This window comes from Mycobacterium sp. SMC-16, assembly GCF_046250085.1.
Classification (GTDB): domain Bacteria; phylum Actinomycetota; class Actinomycetes; order Mycobacteriales; family Mycobacteriaceae; genus Mycobacterium; species Mycobacterium phocaicum.
This window is the reverse complement of record NZ_CP176427.1, coordinates 1,550,854-1,566,761: the sequence shown is the minus strand read 5'-3', so window position 1 is coordinate 1,566,761 and position 15,908 is coordinate 1,550,854. Positions and strand designations below refer to the sequence as shown.

Here is a 15,908-nt window from a genome sequence, read left to right as displayed (position 1 = left end):
CACCGCGCAGGCGCGGGTTGTGTCGTGAACGTTTCGGTAGCATATTGCAATAGTTGCCAAGTGCGGGAATGGATCAGCTTCGCGATGAGGCGAGGCGGGGATCACTCATCTGCCGCGCCACGACGCAAATACAGGAGTACACGATGGCCAGTCCCCACGCCGCAACCGTTATCGAGCTCGACAGGCGAGCTTCGCACGCCGGAAGGAACGCATCGCTCCGACGTTCCGCGGATGGCCGGAAAGTCGCCGATACGGGCCCGCTTCGGAACACCAGCACCGCACTTGGGGACGTCGCCACGAAGCGCATTGCCCTTGGCGGCACTGAACAGTTGCCGCGATATCGGGGCGGCGTCGTAGGTGACGCGGCAGCGATGACCTCGTTCATCTGCCGTCGTCTGATGGGCGACTACATGGTGGATGAGTTCGGCTATGACGCCGAGTTCGCCGAACAGGTAGTGCTGCCGGTGTTACGTCCACTGTTCAACACATGGTTTCGGGTTGACGTTGTTGGTGTGAACAATATTCCCTTCGACGGTCCGGCACTGGGCTTGACCCCTGATGGTGGACACCTAACTGGTGGGACTGCTGGTCCTGCGGGAAGGATGTCCGTATGGCGGGCAAGCGTAAGAAGTACACCCCGGAGTTTCGGGAGCAGGCTGCCCGCCTGGTGATCGAGACGGGACGTCCGATCGCGCATGTGGCCGCGGAGATGAATCTGGGTGAGCAGTTGTTGGGTCGGTGGGTGCGCCAGGCCCGCGAGTCGGCCGGGGATACTGGCGGGGTGCTTGATGTTGATGAGCGCGCCGAGTTGGAGCGGCTGCGCAAGGAGAACGCTGAATTGCGTTTGGACCGTGAGTTTTTAAAAAAAGCGGCAGCCTTCTTCGCCTCCGAACAGAACCGGTAGATGCTTACCGGATCATCGAGGCGGAGAAGGCGAACTTCAGCATTGTGCGGATGTGCCGACTGCTGGTGGTATCGCGGTCGGGGTTCTACAAGTGGCGTGTGGCCGACGCTGCCGGTCCTACGCCGGCCCAGCAGCGCCGTAAGCGCCTCGACACCGCAGTTGCGGGGTTTCATGCCGACTCCGACGGGGTGAACGGCGCACCGCGCATCCTGGCCGATCTACGGGAGGATGGCTGGGTGGTCTCGTGCAAGACGGTGGCGGCATCACTGCGCCGCCAAGGTTTGTTCGGGATCAGTCCGCGCACTTTCGGTCCGCCGACCACCGTGGCGGACCCGGATGCCGAAGCGATCCCGGACCTGGTCAAACGTCGTTTCGATACCGGTGTGCTCAACGCGGTGTGGACCAGCGACATCACCTATCTGCGGACTGGGGAAGGCTGGTTGTATCTGGCGGCGGTACGGGACGGGCATTCGCGGCGGGTGATCGGTTGGGCGATCGCCGATACCCTGCATACCGATGTTGTCGAGTCGGCGTTGACGATGGCGATCGCGTTGCGTGGCCCGTTGCCGGAGAAGGTGATTTTCCATGCCGATCGGGGCTGTCAGTACACCTCGGCGCAGCTGGCTCGGTTCGCCCGGGAGAACAACCTGCTGCGGTCGGTGGGCCGTACCGGGGTGTGCTGGGATAACGCTGCGACTGAATCATTATGGGCGACACTGAAAGTCGAGTTTTACGACCGGCGGTTGTGGCCGACGAAAGCTGCCGCTAGGCTCGCCGTCGGTGACTGGATCGAGCGGGTCTACAACCGCCGCCGGCGTCACAGCGCACTGGGCATGATCAGCCCCGTCGAGTTTGAAAACCGGATCAATCAGACGGCACAAGCCGCCTGACCCTGTGTCCACCAAACAGGGTCAAGCCCAGCACTGATCGTGGCCAACCATGCGGGGGTGTTGCCGCTCGATGCGCTGATGACATCGGTCGCGGTTCATGACCACCATCCCGCCCGCCGCGCCGTACGGATCTTGGCCGCAGACCTGGTGTTCACGCTGCCCTTGCTCGGTCCGATTGCACGCAAGGCCGGTCACACGTTGGCCTGCGCTCCGGACACGCACCGCCTCCTGACGAACGGCGAATTGGCAGCTGTTTTCCCCGAGGGGTACAAGGGGCTGGGTAAGTGCTTCGGCGATCGGTACCGTTTGGCCCGTTTCGGTCGCGGCGGCTTCGCGGCAGCGGCGCTGCGGGCGGGTGCGCCGATCATTCCGTGCGCGATCGTGGGATCCGAGGAGATCTATCCGATGGTGGCCAACGTGGGGCCGCTGGCCCGAATGCTGGGCCTGCCGTATTTCCCGATCACACCTACGTTCCCATTGACTGGCCTGATGGGCTTGGCGCCCCTGCCATCGAAGTGGTCGATCGAATTCGGCACGCCCATAAGGACATCGAGCTGTATTGATGCCGAGGACCCGATGGTCGTGTTTGGCCTCGCAGACCATGTTCGTCAAACCATCAGCTGCCTGCTGCGGCAACGGTTGGCCGCGCGGAACAATGTCTTCACCGGTTGATACCCAGAAGCAGCCCGGGCGTGGACTGAATGGGGATGTGCGGCACGGTGGAGAAGCTTCCGAGTTCCTCAGGCCGCCGCAGCCGCCCGTATGCGGTGATTCCCACCTCGCAGCACACGCAATCGTCACCGCAGTCCTCATGGCTGCGGCACTGGCGCTGGCGGTCTCCCTGTTATTCGGCGGCGACGCGCCACCCCGGTGTGCGATCGGCACACGCACTCCGACCTGCACCCGCGTGTAGCCGAGCACGCAGCGATCTGAAAAGGACTACACCACAAGATGATCCGACAGGAGCAACAATGACCAACCTCACCGCGGTCGAAACCGCGATCGAGCCACGCTGATGGACACCGTCATGAGCCGTCAACAGCTAACCACCGTTCAGCTCCGCCCCGGAGTGCGGGCTCTCGACCGCGCTGAGGGAGTGCTGATGGCCTTACGGCGCTGCAGCTGCGACGACGCCTTCGGTGAATTACTCGAAGCAGCGCGCCGCCAGCACGTACCAGTCTTCACGATTGCTTCGGCGCTCGTTGAGTTGGTGGATGGCAGCAACACCTTGGCTAGCGATCCGATCGCCTCAGCCGCCGCCAACAGACAATGGGGCGAGCTCATTGCCTGTCACCGTCGGCCCAGCTGACCTCTCGAACGCACTCGGACTCACGTTGGGCCCGGACTCCATTCCGCGGGTGCGGGCACGGAACCGAGGCGAACACGGCAGCACCACAGCACTTGTCGCTGACACGGCCGCCGACCAGTTGACCAGGCCGGAGCGAGGCGGTTAACGGCGCGAACGGCGCAGCACCACCGTGACCAACGCGAAGCCCTCGCTGCAGGCAGGGCGGATACATGCGGGTTCGACGGGCTACTTGCGGCGGCGAAGACCCTCTTTGGGCGGCACGGCGATCCAGCCGAATGCTGCGGTGAACATCATTGCGTAGCTGCACGCCGCAACGACATACACCCCGCCGGCGATGCCGGGAGCCACGAAGACCGCGCTGCCGATCATCGCCGCACCAATGAGGAACACCGGCGCCGCGGCAGTGCGTCGCCGACGCCGAATCCGGGTCGCAGATGTCATTTCATCGAACTGGCGGGCCAGTCGCGGTGCGGCCAGCTCCAACTCATCTGAGATTTGTTCAAGAATCTGCTGTTCGCGTTGCGACGGCTCCATGGCGCACCTCCCATGCCACATCGACAGCCAGGTGATTCCCGCACGTCACTGTCCGGTTCCATGCCGGCCGTTGCCGTATAGTGTTGCTTATAACAATAGTTGCAGTGTATCCCCGTCTCTGAGTTTGAGCGCTCGCTGCACGGAAAACGGTTCTGCGGAATTCCCCTTGCTTGTGGGAGGTGCACCATTCCCGAAGTCGAACTCAGTGCGGGCCGACTGCATTATCGCGACCGCGGTAGCGGACCGTGCGTCCTGCTGGTCCACGGATTGTTCGTCGACGGCACTGTGTGGGAGCCATTGGTGCATCTACTCGAAGGACATTCGCGGTGCGTCATACCGGACCTACCGCTGGGCGCGCACTCGGTACCGATGAACGGTGCCGACCTGTCCCCGCCGGCGCTTGCGGCAATGCTGGCCGAGTTCATCGAGCGGTTGCAGCTGTCCGACGTCACCGTGGTCGGAAACGACACCGGCGGTGCCTTGTGCCAGATTCTGTGCGCCCATCACCCCGACGTTGTCTACCGGTTGGTGCTGACCAATTGCGATGCGTTCGAACACTTTCCGCCCGCGGTTTTTCGCCCCATCGAAGCGGCCGGGGCTTACGTTCCCGGCCTCATCGCCGGCCTGGACCTGCTGTTGCGTATGCCGTGGTTTCGACGAGCGGCGCTGACCGTCGTACCGCTGACGATCCGGCCGTTACCCGACGCGCTGCTCAGAGAATGGTTTGCCCCGCTTCGTGACGCCCGCATCCGCACGGACCTACAGACTGTGCTACAGGGGATTTCGTGCAAGCACACGCTCGACGCTGCCAAACGTTTGCAGCATTTTCCGCGGCCTGCGCTCGTCGTATGGGGCGCGCAAGACCGCTTTTTCCCGCTGTCGGACGCGGCGCGACTCACCCAGACGCTGCCCTACGCGCGGCTGGAAGTCGTCGACGACGCCCGCACGTACATTCAGTTCGACCAACCGCAGCGGCTTGCCGAGTTGGTGCTCGAGCATATGCGGTAGCTCGCTGACGCCGCCCCCGCAAGGTCCGTTGCGTTCTGCATCCCCGTCGATGCGAGGTACCGCGAAATCCCTATCTCCACAACGTAAATCATGCCCAAGACGGCCTTCCACCGCGGCCGGAGGACTTGGTTACATGCCGTACTGCGGCAGTACTAACGCATCGCTGATTTCACGGCGCCAAATCCGCTGACCTAACCAGGGCAGCGCGAGCAGTTTGGTGGCCTGATTGCGCGCCCACACTCCCATCGGGGTGGTCGGGGCGAACACTGCGGCGAAGCGGCGAGCGGCGGCTTGTTTTCCTTCGATGAATCCGCGCAGCAGACGCTCTTGGCGCGCGAACGCGCGACGGTAATCGGTGTCGGCGCGGTTGAGTTCACCGGCAAGCACGTACGCCTGCGCCATCGCCAAGCCGGTGCCTTCCCCGGCCAGCAGCGATACCGCGCTGGCGGCGTCGCCGATCAACGCGACCCGTCCGTTGGACCACCGGTCCATGATGATCTGGCTCATGTGGTCGAAATAGATGTCCTCTGTTCGCTCCAGTGCCGCGAGAATTTGCGGACATTCCCACCCAGCTGTTCCGAGGACATGCCACAGGGCGTGTTTGATGCCGTCGATCGTGCGGGGGGGCGGGGCCGGGTAGCCGATCGTCGGTGAACACGGTGAGAAACATGGTGCGATCGCCCCGCATCGCGAAACGGCTGATCATGCGTCCCGGACTACTGTGCGCGAGATAGACCAATTCGTCGCGTGGTCGGTAGCCGGGGACCTCGAACGCCGCTACCTGGTATCCCAGATCGGTTTCGAACCGATCGTCGGGGCCGAACACCGCCCGTCGCACCGCTGAATGCGTGCCATCTGCACCAATGACCAAATCGAAGGATTGTGGTCGCCCGCTGCGCGGGCGCACCTTGACACCGACCTCTGATTGTTCGATGTCGACCACGCGTGACCCGAACCTGGTGGACACCTGACCCTCGACGGAGTTGAAGATCATGCGTGCCAGGTCACCGCGTGCCACACTGGTGAATCGTCCGTCTGCCATGCGGCGCAGGGCGCGCGTGTTGAATCCACCAACGCGGCCACCATTCTGGTCGACCAGGCGGAGCTGTTCGACGTCGTAGCCGGCCGCGTGCACCTGTGCTGCGAGTCCCATCTTCTCGGCGACCTCGTACCCGACGCCCCAGAAGTCGACGATGTAGCCACCGTCGCGCAGCTCGGGCGCCGCCTCGAACACGGTGACATCGAAGCCGCTGCGGTGCAACCAGAATGCTGCCGTGGTCCCGGCGATCCCAGCGCCGACGATGGCGATCTTCATGAGTTTGTTCTTCGGATCACGCCACGGCGTGCAAACCTCCGCGCGCCCTGGTTGTGCATGCGGCCTCCTCGTGCTGCGCGTGGCCGGCGACGCGGTCACTTCAGCGCATTACCTATTATCGCATAATGCAACAGTTGCCGTTCGCGATCATTGGAGGTTGGCGCCGGTCGGTACGACAGCGCGGCGCCGCCCTGCCCAGGAGGACCGGCTATCGCGGGAACTTCGGAACGCGCCTGCGCAGCGCCGCAATCTGCATGGCGATGATTGCGGCATTTGTGCCACTATCCGGATGCGACACGCGGGTGCCCGACCGCCGTGACGACATCAACCGACTCAGCGCGCAACTGGGCTCGATGCCCGGGGTGCAAGCCGCTCACGCCGACTATGCCAACCACTGGGCCGAGGGCGCAGTGATGTTCGCCATCCACCTCGACGCCACGGAGAGCCTCACCGCCGACGAGCTGGCCTCGGTCGTGGATACCTACCTCCAAAATCTCGCATCGGGCCGATACCGCGACTATCACACCGAACTCGAGATCCGCCGCGGCTGGAACGTCTTCGCCGTAGACAGCAGTGACCGGCCTATTGCGAACACAACGCAAATCCTCGACCAGGCCCGCAACTGGATTGCCCTGCGCACCACGCTGCCGGGGGCCACTGTTGCACTGCGGTCCACGATCAGTCACCCGTTGGCGCACTTGAGCCCCAGGGAGATCGGGAGTTCGAACCGAGCGGATATCGAGCTTCCCGAAGGCACACAAAGCATGGACATCGCCGGCGCGGTCAGCACCATCGCAGCCCGATTCCCCTACCTGGCGGTGCTGAACTGGACGGTCAGCGCAGCACGGGCACAAGACCAGATCGCGTATACCGGGCGCTTCCCGACGGCCGCCGAACTCGAACTCTGGCGCCGGTTGACCACCGATCAAACCATCGCTCATACCGACAGCATGCAGATCAACGGACCCGTCACTCCACCGGTATGGCTTTCCGAAGCAACGGGCACCGACGCCCTTGACGTGGCCCTCGCCCTCGCCACCCAGCACCTACCCCTGGCCGCAGCATTGCCCGCTCCGGTCCTTTACACCGCAGGTAGCCAACTTTCCGGCCACATCGGCGGCTACGGGGTTTCGCGAGGCCCGGTCGCGGTCACGATCGGCGGATGCACCCGACGCGACCTGGCCGTCTATCAGCCCACGGCTGGCGAACAGGCACTCATTCATCGCTACGAAACCTGCCACCGGTGACCACGGCGCACTGAAGCGCGAAACACAAGGCGAACGCAAGCCGCTGACGAAATAGCTTGCTGACGAAAACTTTTCACCAGCGAGCACGCACGCCTGGCTTTCGATGACGTATCGGGTGAACAAGGCTTTGGCGGCGCGCTGGCGACGTTATTGTTCACCGAGCAGACCGACGTCACGATGGGCGAACTGGCCGCCACCCTCGGCGGCGCCAGTGCGGGGGCCATCTCCGGGGCGCTGAAGACGCTCACCGAGCCGCGTCGCCTCAACGGCACGGCGTCACGCTCACATTGCGCCTTGCGGCACCTACCTCGCCGCCAAGTATCGGGGCCGCGGTCGCGGTGCGGCGAATGGTTCACCGAGCCGGTTGTGGACCGAATTGAAGACCAGGAAAACATTCGACCGAGGCAGGGGCGTGATGTTCGATCCTGAACCATGCAGCAGGTTCGCGTCGAACCACAGTGCCGTCCCCGGTGGGCCGGTGAACTGGTCGATGCCGTGGTGATCGACAGCCTTGGAGAGGGTGGTCTCATCGGGCGTGCCAACCTGCTGCGCTATCAGCGAGGTGCCGTGGTGGTTGTCCGGGGTTGCCCCCACACAGGGGTAGAACGTGTGGTGCGACCCGGGAATCACCATCAGTGATCCGTTGTACGGATAGTTGCGCGTGAGGGCGATCGAGCAGGACACCGCGCGGATGTCGGCCATGCCGTCCTCCGCGTGCCAGGTCTCGAAGTCCGAATGCCAGTAGAAGCCGGTGCCGGTGAAGCCGGGCATCACATTGATACGGGCCTGGTGGATGTAGACATCGCCGCCGAGCAGTTGGCGCGCCACCGGCAGCACCGTGTCCAGATCGACCACGTGCGCGACGAGTTCGCTGAGCAGATGTGGTTCGAAGATCGAGCGGATGGACCCGCGTGGTTCCCGAATGATCCGTGGGTCGCCCGGCTCGAGATCAATGGCGATTCGGTCGGTTTCGCCCCGCAGCGGTCCGATCAGGTCATCGGCGACAGTGCCGGGGCGCACGAGATAACCGACCTCGTCGAAGCGCATGAGTTCGTGCGGCAGCAGTGGGCCGTCAGTCTCCATGCCCCAGACCACAGGCTCGCTGCGGGGAATGGGTTCGACCGCGTGGTCGAGCCGAGTCGGATAGCGGTCCTCGACTACAGCGGTTGCGGCGCCGGGCGCGCTCACGCGACCGACTGCGGGGGTGGGTAGGCGCCAGTGGCGTCGTGTACTTCTCGCCCGGTGACAGGGGGGTTGAACACGCAGAGCATCCGCAGCTGCTCGTCGCACCGGATCTGGTGTCGTTCGTGGCCGTTGAGGAGGTACATGGTGCCTGGTCCGAGTGGATGGCGCTCGCCGGTTTCGAGGTTGGTCAGTGCGCCGGCACCTTCGGTGATCCACACCGCCTCGACGTGGTGCCGGTAGTGGAACTCGCTGACCGTGTTCGCGTCGATCGTGGTCTCGTGGAACGAGAATCCGACCCCGTCGTCGGCGAGGATGATGCGTTTGGATCGCCAGGTTCCGGCGGCCACGTCGCGGTCGGTTCCGGTGATCTCTGCGGTGGTGCGGACAATCATGGGTGAGGCATTCTTTCCGTCTAGGTTGGCGGTAGTCGGATCAGGGTCGGGTCGCGGCGACCGATTCGGCCAGGATGTCCAGGCCGGCCAGCAGATCGTCGGCTGACGTGGTCAGCGGCGGAAGCAGTTTGACGACTTCGTCGGACGGCCCGCTGGTCTCCATCAACGCTCCCCGCTCGAACGCTTGACGGCAAACATCACCGGCACGTGCGGCATCGGCGAATCTGAGCCCCTGCGCCATGCCACGGCCGCGTGCCGCGATGCCATCGTGGCGTGCCGCGATGTCCTCGAGTCGCGATCTGATCAACTCACCCTTCACCTCGGTCTCGGCACTGAATTGCGTTTCTCTCCAGTATGTTTCGAGAGCCTTGGTGGCCGTGACGAATGCCGGATTGTGGCCCCGGAAGGTGCCGTTGTGTTCGCCGGGCGCCCAGACGTCGAGCTCGCGCCGGAATAGGGTGAGCGCCATCGGCAGCCCGTATCCGCTGATCGACTTCGACAAGGTCACGATGTCCGGCACGATTCCGGCGGCTTCGAAGCTGAAGAAGGGGCCGGTGCGACCGCAGCCCATCTGCACGTCGTCGACGATGATCAGGATGTCGCGGGTGCGGCACAATTGGGCCAGCGCGTGTAGCCACTCGGCGCGGGCGATATTCAAACCGCCTTCGCCCTGGACGGTTTCCACGATCACCGCGGCCGGCCGGTTCAGGCCGCTGCCGGAATCGTCGAGGACGCGCTCGAACCAGTGGAAGTCTTCGGTGACTCCGCCGAAGTAGTTGTCGTAAGGCATCGGGGTTGCATGTACCAGTGGCACGCCGGCGCCGGCACGCTTCATGGAGTTTCCGGTAACTGACAGCGAGCCGAGGGTCATGCCGTGAAATGCATTGGTAAAGCTGATGATCGATTCGCGTCCGGTGACCTTCCGCGCGAGCTTGAGCGCCGACTCGACCGCGTTGGTGCCGGTCGGACCTGGGAACTGCACCTTGAAATCGAGGCCCCGCGGCCGCAAGATCAACTGCTGGAAAGTCTCCAGAAAGCGTTGTTTGGCCGATGTCGCCATGTCCAGCGAATGCACGATCCCGTCTGATCCGAGGTACTCGAGTAGCGCCTGCTTGAGTACTGGGTTGTTGTGGCCGTAGTTCAAAGCACCTGCGCCCGCGAAGAAATCGAGATAACGCCGCCCGTCGTTGTCGGTGATCCAGGAGCCGCTGGCGCTCTCCATGACGGTGGGCCAGGCGCGGCAATAGCTGCGAACCTCCGATTCCACCGCATCGAAGACATCTGGCAGGCCGCTCTCGGTCAGGTGTGCGGCGTCGGCGAGAAGCACGGTTGAATCCTTTCAATAGACAAACAGAAACATAAGTGGGACAGTGCATTTGGCACTGTCCCGGGGTATCGCGCGTCAGCTTGGCAGTGGTGCCACGAGTGGGCCGATCCGCAGCATCGGCTCGTCTTCGTGGCCGCCGTCGGCGTCGAGTAGCTCGGCGCCAAAATGTGAAAACTCGACTGTTGGCACGCCATGGCGGCGTGCGAACGCTCCGAAGAACTTACGAGAGGCGGTATTGCCGGGCGCTACCGTCGCCTCCACTGTGACCGGATGGCCCCGTCGTTCGGTTCGAATGCGATGCACCAGCCCGTCGAGCATGACACCGGCCAGCCCCTGGCCTTGCGCGTGCGGCGCCACCGCGACCTGCCAGACGAACAAGACGTCCGGCCGCGGCGGTGGGTGGTAGCCGGTGATGAATCCACAGATTTCGCCAGCTTTTTCCGCGACGATGGAGCTGGCCGCGAAATCAGTGGCCAGCAGCAGGTACGCATAGGTGGAGTTCACATCGAGCACGCCGGTGGCGGCGGCGAGCCTTCGGATTGCGATCGCGTCCGTGCTACAAGGGGCGCGTAGCAAGGCAGTTTCGGTGCGCGGGACGGCACAGTTGGCATCGGGCATCACAGAGAAAGGTCACCACCGAACGGTCATCGATCATCGTCAGTTCAAATCATCGGGTTTGCTGACAGTAGACACACAGCGACCGCTCAATCAAGGACGCCAATTGCAATGCCGTTGCGCTCCGCCTTCTGTTAAATGCCTGCCTGATCAGCGGTTTCACCCTCGGGTCATCGCACACAACGGCGACGCCACCGTTATCGAACTGTTATAGAGGTCGAGTTCTGGAGGGCTGCAGCGATTTTCGTGGCGGCTGTTCGATACGTGTCCATTGAGCCCCACTAACATCGATCGCCCACGAGACCATGAGACGAACACCCTCGGCGCGGGCCCCGCCATCGGAGTTCTTCGCAGGCATTCCCCCACGAGAGCCGAGATTGGCGCTCGGGCTTCGAATCTGGGCCGTTAGAACCGGCGACGAATTGATAAGTCGGACAACCCAAGACGCTGCATACACGCCTCGCTGAGCCGCTACCAAGGAAAACACGCGCATTACTACTGTGGCACTATGCTACTGTGGCACAGGCTCCAAAGCCGCGATGAGGCCGTCGGTGCGGCCAACTGCTACAGCTCGTCGAACTACATCAGCGGTGACGTTGCTGCCAACGCTGCAGCGAACCGGTATGTCCACGGACCGCCGCGGGCGGGCCACCCCACCACCGAGCCAGCCCCGAGGGCCGGTCGGTCCGCCCGCGGCCCGGGAAAGCCGCGCCACAGCCAACACGCCAGGGCCGTGGAGTCAAGTCGCGTGCACCGTCAGATGAAGCGCGTAGAACGCCGACTGTGGGCCGGTGCAGGATTCGTGGCCCCGAACAACCGGTGTGCTAGAAGTCGATTTCAGCCGGAGGCTCTCCGCCGGCCTCGGTGAAGGCGGTGAGTGCGCTGACCATGCCTTCACGCTGCCGCGCCGGCATCGCCTCCACGACCCGCACGATTTCGGCCCGCCGGCGAGCGGTGACCGTGCGCACGACCTTGCGGCCACGCGCGGTCAGCTCGACCACCAGTTCACGGCGCGAATTGGGATGCGGGCGACGGTCTATCAGACCGGCCGCGACCAGCCGTTCGGCCATCCGGCCGATCGTTGAGGGCTGCACGTCAAGCAGCCCTGCCAGGGTCGCCAAGTTCGTCGTACCGCGCGAGGACAAAATCACCAATACCCGAAACTGGGGAATGGTGATCGTGTCATCCACCTCGGCGATCGATCGCGCCGAGATGCTGACCAACAGCCGGGACGCAGTAATCAACGCATCGGTAATGGCATCGACCGATTGGGCGGATGTTGTCTTGGTCTGCGCGTTCACCGGAACCTCCTCCTAGTCAACTTTAGTCTGCGCCGCGCCAGATACCCGACCAGACCCACACCACAACCGCGTCGCACGCCGACCGCCTAGCGGCTGACTCGGGCCGATCGCCTCCTGTGCAGCCGCACCTGCGACCGGGGACTATCGTCGCCGCCCATTCGGAGAGCCGATTATCCTAGATAGCACTACTGTTGCATACTGCAATAGGGGACTGCCCCCAGTTTGGTTGACTCCTGACCTGTGAGGATTCGTCCTTGCTGGAAGGATCAACCTCGTGCCGACACCGTTTCCTGCCGAGTTCCGAGCCGACGTCATCGCCGTGGCCCGCAAGGGCGAGGCGCCGCTGCGCCAGATCGCGAAGGACTTCGGCATCTCGGAGGCCTGCCTGCACCGCTGGCTCAAGATCGCCGACCGCGAGGATGGCCGCGGTCAGCCCGCCTCAGCGGCCGATGCTGACGACATGGCCGCGCAGCTGCGCGAAGCGCACAAACGGATCAAACTGCTCGAGCAAGAGGCCGAGGTGATGCGCCGCGCAGTCGGCTACCTGTCCCGGGACGCCAACCCAAAATGATGTACCCGCTGGTCCTCGACCTTGCCGCTGACGGCGTGCCCGTCACGGTGACCTGCCGGGTTCTGGGATTCTCCACCCAGGCGTTCTACAAGTGGCGCAAAGCACCCCTGTCACAGCGGGATTGGGACGACGCACACCTGATCAACGTTGCCCGCGACATCCACGCCGATGACCCCGCATTCGGGTATCGGTTCATCGCTGATGAGTTGCCCGCGCGCGGGATCATCGCCGGCGAAAACCGTGTCGCACGCCTGTGCTCGCAAGAGGGCATCTGGTCGGTCTTTGCCAAGAAGCGAGGACTGAACCGCCGATCCGGGCCGCCCGTCCACGACGATCTCGTGCAGCGTCAGTTCAGCGCCCGCGCTGCCAACCAGGTCTGGCTGGCCGACATCACCGAGCACCGCACCGATGAAGGCAAGCTCTACCTCTGCGCCATTAAAGACGTCTACTCCAACCGGATTGTCGGCTACTCGATCGACTCCCGAATGAAGTCTTCGCTGGCCGTCGCGGCGCTGGATCACGCCGTGGCACTGCGCTCACCGACCGCGACGATCGTTCACACCGACAGGGGTAGCCAATTTCGATCGCGGAAGTTCGTCCATGCTCTGTCGCACAACGAATTACACGGATCGATGGGCCGCGTCGGCGCCTGCGGAGACAACGCGGCCATGGAGTCGTTCTTCGCCCTGCTGCAACGCAACGTCCTGGACCGCAGACGTTGGTCAACTCGAGCCGAACTCCGGCTGGCGATCGTGTCCTGGATCGAGCGGACCTACCACCGCCGCCGGCGCCAACGCGCCCTCGGCAGGCTCACCCCGATAGAGTTCGAACTGCTCCACACACCAGTCGCAACCGCGGCCTGAAATTCACACCCCGCGAGTCAACTGAACCCGGGGCAGTCCCTCGCGTTCCGTTGGCTGGTTGAGTTTTTCACTCGGATGTTCACCGGGTACGCCGACTACTCGGCGTTGGGTCGTGTCCCCAGCGCACACTGGCCCGCGCTGGGTTGGTGGTTTCTGCTGGCCGCTCCCGTGATCGCTGGTGCGGCCTACGGCCCGCTTGTGCACCATTTTGCACCCGAGGCGCGCGGCCATGGTGTGCCCGAAGTGATGTTCGCCGTGGCCCGCAACAAGGGACGGATCAAACCACAGGTAACGGTCGTCAAGGCGCTGGCGTCGGCGCTGTGCATCGGTGGCGGCGGATCAGTCGGACGTGAAGGGCCGATTGTGCAGATCGGCTCGGCTACCGGCTCCGCACTGGGGCAATGGCTGCGCCTCGATACTGATCGGATTTGTCTGCTCGTCGCATGCGGAGCGGCCGGCGGCATCTCGGCTACCTTTAACGCTCCATTGGCCGGGGTGTTCTTCGCCCTCGAATTGATCCTGCGCGATTTCGCCGCCGAGTCAGCCGGTGTCGTGGTGTTGTCGAGCGTGGCTGCCGCCGTCGTAGGGCGCACCCTGATGGGCGATCACCCGTTCCTGTCCCTACCCGGATTCACCGTGCACCGTCCAGTCGAATACGTGCTGTATGCCGCGCTCGGAGTAGGCGCGGGCGTCGTTGGAACGGTGTTCTCGCGAGTCTTGTACTGGGTCGAGGACGCCTGCGATTGGCTCTGGCGGGGACCACAGTGGGCCCGCCCGGCCGTCGGCGGAATTGCCTTGGGCGCCTTGTTGATCGCGTTGCCTCAGATGTATGGCGTCGGCTATCCGGTTCTACAGAACGCGATCGATGGCCGGTACGCGGCAACCATGTTGCTCCTACTGCTCGTCGGCAAGATTTTGGCGACCAGCCTCACCATCGGCATCGGAGGCTCAGGCGGGGTGTTTGCACCCACCCTCTTCATCGGGGCGATGGCGGGCAGCGCCTTCGGGGTCGCCGCGCACCATCTTTACCCCAGTCTGGCTATCGCAGCTGGCGCCTGCGGCCTGATCGGCATGGGAGCCATGCTAGGCGCCGCGACTGGCGCGCCGATCACCGCCGTGGTCACCTTGTTCGAACTCACCGGCCAGTACGCCATCATCCTGCCGCTGATGACGGCTGTTGCCATGGCGGCCGGCACCGCTCGCCTACTCGGCCGGCACACCATCTACACGATCAAGCTCTGGCGCCGGGGTGTCGACCTGGACGCCACTGCCGATTCGACCGGTCACCTTATTGCCGTAGGCGCCGAACAACGCTCGTGCCGATCACCAGACGGGACGCCAACGCCTACTGCCCATGGAAGTCAGACACCAAAATTATTGGGCCATAGCACTTCCCGCAATCGACCCCCGATCACCAAAAACGCGGGAACAAGTCCATCGTCGAAACGACCTCCGCTGCGCGCCTTTGACTAACGGCAACTCCCCACAAGCTTGGGCCCAGAGCAATCGCCCCAGCAGCAGCCAGATGCTGGGGCGATCTGCGCTCACTAACTAACTCTGGCTGGTGAGCTTGCCTAACAAGCGGTGCACGTTTGTCAACCTTCCTTGCGTCTCGACAGCTGCCAAGAAGGTCCCTAGCCGCGCAGGCACGTCACTGCCCCCGGCGATATCTTCGTGTCGACGATCGGCGACACCTTCGGCACAGTCGCCATGCTCGGCAACGTCGCGGGACAAGCCACTGTCGGTTCGGAAGCCTGCGTCAGACCCGACCCGCCCGCCGGTTCTGCTTCTCGGCGTCGGCCAGTACTTCGACCTGCTCAGCCTGCTCGCGTTTGGCTGCCGCCGCGGCACGCTTGACCCTCGCGTCCTCGAGCGCGGCTTCGGCCGCAGCCGCCGCCTTCCCTTCGGCCTTGGCGATCCGTTGCAGACGTTGTTGTTCGGCGGATTTGACAGCCTCGCGCTTACGTTCGGCCTCGGCCCGGCTGGCCTTCGCGGCCTGAGCGATTCGCTTGTCGGCCTCTTCCGCCGCCTGCCGCTTACGCTGCTGCGCGCGCTCGCGCGCTTCCGCCACTGCGTCCTGCTTGGCGGCGATCGCTTCGTCGCGGTCGTCGGCGGCCTCTTCCAGCGAGTCCTCCAGCTGCGCGCCGGCCTCTTTGCGCCGTTGGGCGGCGTCCATGCTCCGCACGACAGCTTCGGCACGAACCTCGCTTCGGCGGGCCAGCGCCGCACCCCGCCGGCGCAGCGTGGAATCGCCCAGCACTCCGCCGACCGCAGCGTCCAAACCCCCGAGCGACCGCTCATAGATCAGCCGAGCGGGTGCTTCGGCGTCCAGGCGGACGATCCACCGATCCTCGATGAACTGCAGGGGAAACCGGGCCAGGCGGTATTGCATGCGCAAGACCTGTAACGGCAATTCGATGATACTCACGATATCTCCTTGGCTCTCA

At 64.0% G+C, this 15,908-nt stretch carries 13 protein-coding genes and 2 pseudogenes; 7 read left to right on the top strand and 8 right to left on the bottom strand.

The window, feature by feature from the left end; all coding sequences use genetic code 11:
- Positions 1-610 precede the first annotated feature (610 nt).
- The 3 genes and pseudogenes from ACJEIK_RS07660 (at position 611) to ACJEIK_RS07650 (ending at position 3,103) form a co-directional block, all read left to right on the top strand.
- Positions 611-1,794 (top strand): IS3 family transposase gene (locus ACJEIK_RS07660; RefSeq protein ID WP_212806691.1). Its coding sequence is split into 2 segments (ribosomal slippage): positions 611-863 and positions 863-1,794, totalling 1,185 coding nucleotides; the frame shifts between segments, so codons are not numbered across the junction.
- Positions 1,795-1,824: 30 nt separating this feature from the next.
- Positions 1,825-2,466: pseudogene (locus ACJEIK_RS07655) on the top strand (1-acyl-sn-glycerol-3-phosphate acyltransferase); the annotation flags it as partial.
- Between the two features lie 343 nt (positions 2,467-2,809).
- The gene (locus tag ACJEIK_RS07650; protein WP_110917505.1) at positions 2,810-3,103 is read left to right on the top strand and encodes an ANTAR domain-containing protein; all 294 of its coding nucleotides are present in this window, start codon (positions 2,810-2,812) and stop codon (positions 3,101-3,103) included.
- 225 nt (positions 3,104-3,328) lie between these two features.
- On the opposite strand, the gene ACJEIK_RS07645 is transcribed toward ACJEIK_RS07650, so the two are convergent.
- A complete protein-coding gene (locus tag ACJEIK_RS07645; RefSeq protein WP_061009540.1) occupies positions 3,329-3,637 on the bottom strand; it encodes a DUF3040 domain-containing protein in 309 nt (102 codons plus the stop codon).
- A 285-nt stretch (positions 3,638-3,922) separates the two neighbouring features.
- Between ACJEIK_RS07645 and ACJEIK_RS07640 the strand changes: the two genes are divergently transcribed.
- Positions 3,923-4,645 carry an alpha/beta fold hydrolase gene (locus ACJEIK_RS07640; protein WP_409431274.1) on the top strand — a complete coding sequence of 241 codons (723 nt, stop codon included), beginning with the start codon at positions 3,923-3,925 and terminating at the stop codon, positions 4,643-4,645.
- A gap of 129 nt (positions 4,646-4,774) precedes the next feature.
- Here ACJEIK_RS07640 and ACJEIK_RS07635 read toward each other — a convergent pair.
- Positions 4,775-5,960, bottom strand: a pseudogene (locus ACJEIK_RS07635) (FAD-binding domain).
- A gap of 134 nt (positions 5,961-6,094) precedes the next feature.
- Between ACJEIK_RS07635 and ACJEIK_RS07630 the strand changes: the two are divergent.
- Positions 6,095-7,207, top strand: coding sequence for a hypothetical protein (locus ACJEIK_RS07630; protein WP_409431273.1), 1,113 nt, complete (start codon positions 6,095-6,097; stop codon positions 7,205-7,207).
- 303 nt (positions 7,208-7,510) lie between these two features.
- On the opposite strand, the gene thpD is transcribed toward ACJEIK_RS07630, so the two are convergent.
- The 5 genes from thpD to ACJEIK_RS07605 all read right to left on the bottom strand — a co-directional run bounded on the left by thpD (position 7,511) and on the right by ACJEIK_RS07605 (position 12,027).
- Complete coding sequence (gene thpD, locus ACJEIK_RS07625; RefSeq protein ID WP_133427341.1) at positions 7,511-8,395, bottom strand: ectoine hydroxylase; 885 nt, start codon at positions 8,393-8,395, stop codon at positions 7,511-7,513.
- Positions 8,392-8,784 (bottom strand): ectoine synthase, encoded by a 393-nt coding sequence (locus tag ACJEIK_RS07620; protein WP_061004310.1) that lies wholly within the window; start codon positions 8,782-8,784, stop codon positions 8,392-8,394. The genes thpD and ACJEIK_RS07620 overlap by 4 nt, the downstream gene beginning before the upstream one ends.
- A 40-nt stretch (positions 8,785-8,824) precedes the next feature.
- Positions 8,825-10,111, bottom strand: a complete 1,287-nt coding sequence (ectB, locus tag ACJEIK_RS07615; protein WP_212812413.1) for a diaminobutyrate--2-oxoglutarate transaminase — start codon at positions 10,109-10,111, stop codon at positions 8,825-8,827.
- A gap of 75 nt (positions 10,112-10,186) precedes the next feature.
- Positions 10,187-10,729 (bottom strand): diaminobutyrate acetyltransferase, encoded by a 543-nt coding sequence (gene ectA, locus ACJEIK_RS07610; protein WP_061004313.1) that lies wholly within the window; start codon positions 10,727-10,729, stop codon positions 10,187-10,189.
- A gap of 821 nt (positions 10,730-11,550) precedes the next feature.
- Positions 11,551-12,027, bottom strand: coding sequence for a MarR family winged helix-turn-helix transcriptional regulator (locus tag ACJEIK_RS07605; RefSeq protein WP_061004315.1), 477 nt, complete (start codon positions 12,025-12,027; stop codon positions 11,551-11,553).
- A 274-nt stretch (positions 12,028-12,301) separates the two neighbouring features.
- On the opposite strand from ACJEIK_RS07605, the gene ACJEIK_RS07600 reads away from it, so the two are divergent.
- A protein-coding gene (locus ACJEIK_RS07600; RefSeq protein WP_110783901.1) for an IS3 family transposase occupies positions 12,302-13,461 on the top strand; the annotation gives its coding sequence in 2 pieces (ribosomal slippage) (positions 12,302-12,593 and positions 12,593-13,461; 1,161 coding nt in all).
- A 75-nt stretch (positions 13,462-13,536) separates the two neighbouring features.
- Positions 13,537-14,934, top strand: a complete 1,398-nt coding sequence (locus ACJEIK_RS07595; RefSeq protein ID WP_212812414.1) for a chloride channel protein — start codon at positions 13,537-13,539, stop codon at positions 14,932-14,934.
- Between the two features lie 286 nt (positions 14,935-15,220).
- Here ACJEIK_RS07595 and ACJEIK_RS07590 read toward each other — a convergent pair whose 3' ends face one another.
- A complete protein-coding gene (locus tag ACJEIK_RS07590; protein WP_244872620.1) occupies positions 15,221-15,889 on the bottom strand; it encodes an IF2 family translation initiation factor in 669 nt (222 codons plus the stop codon).
- Positions 15,890-15,908: the final 19 nt, after the last annotated feature.

Coding starts and splice junctions, on each gene's coding strand:
- ACJEIK_RS07650 (WP_110917505.1), top strand. CDS start 2,810: ATGGACACCGTCATGAGCCGTCAACAGCTAACCACCGTTCAGCTCCGC.
- ACJEIK_RS07645 (WP_061009540.1), bottom strand. CDS start 3,637: ATGGAGCCGTCGCAACGCGAACAGCAGATTCTTGAACAAATCTCAGAT.
- ACJEIK_RS07620 (WP_061004310.1), bottom strand. CDS start 8,784: ATGATTGTCCGCACCACCGCAGAGATCACCGGAACCGACCGCGACGTG.
- ectA (WP_061004313.1), bottom strand. CDS start 10,729: ATGCCCGATGCCAACTGTGCCGTCCCGCGCACCGAAACTGCCTTGCTA.
- ACJEIK_RS07595 (WP_212812414.1), top strand. CDS start 13,537: ATGTTCACCGGGTACGCCGACTACTCGGCGTTGGGTCGTGTCCCCAGC.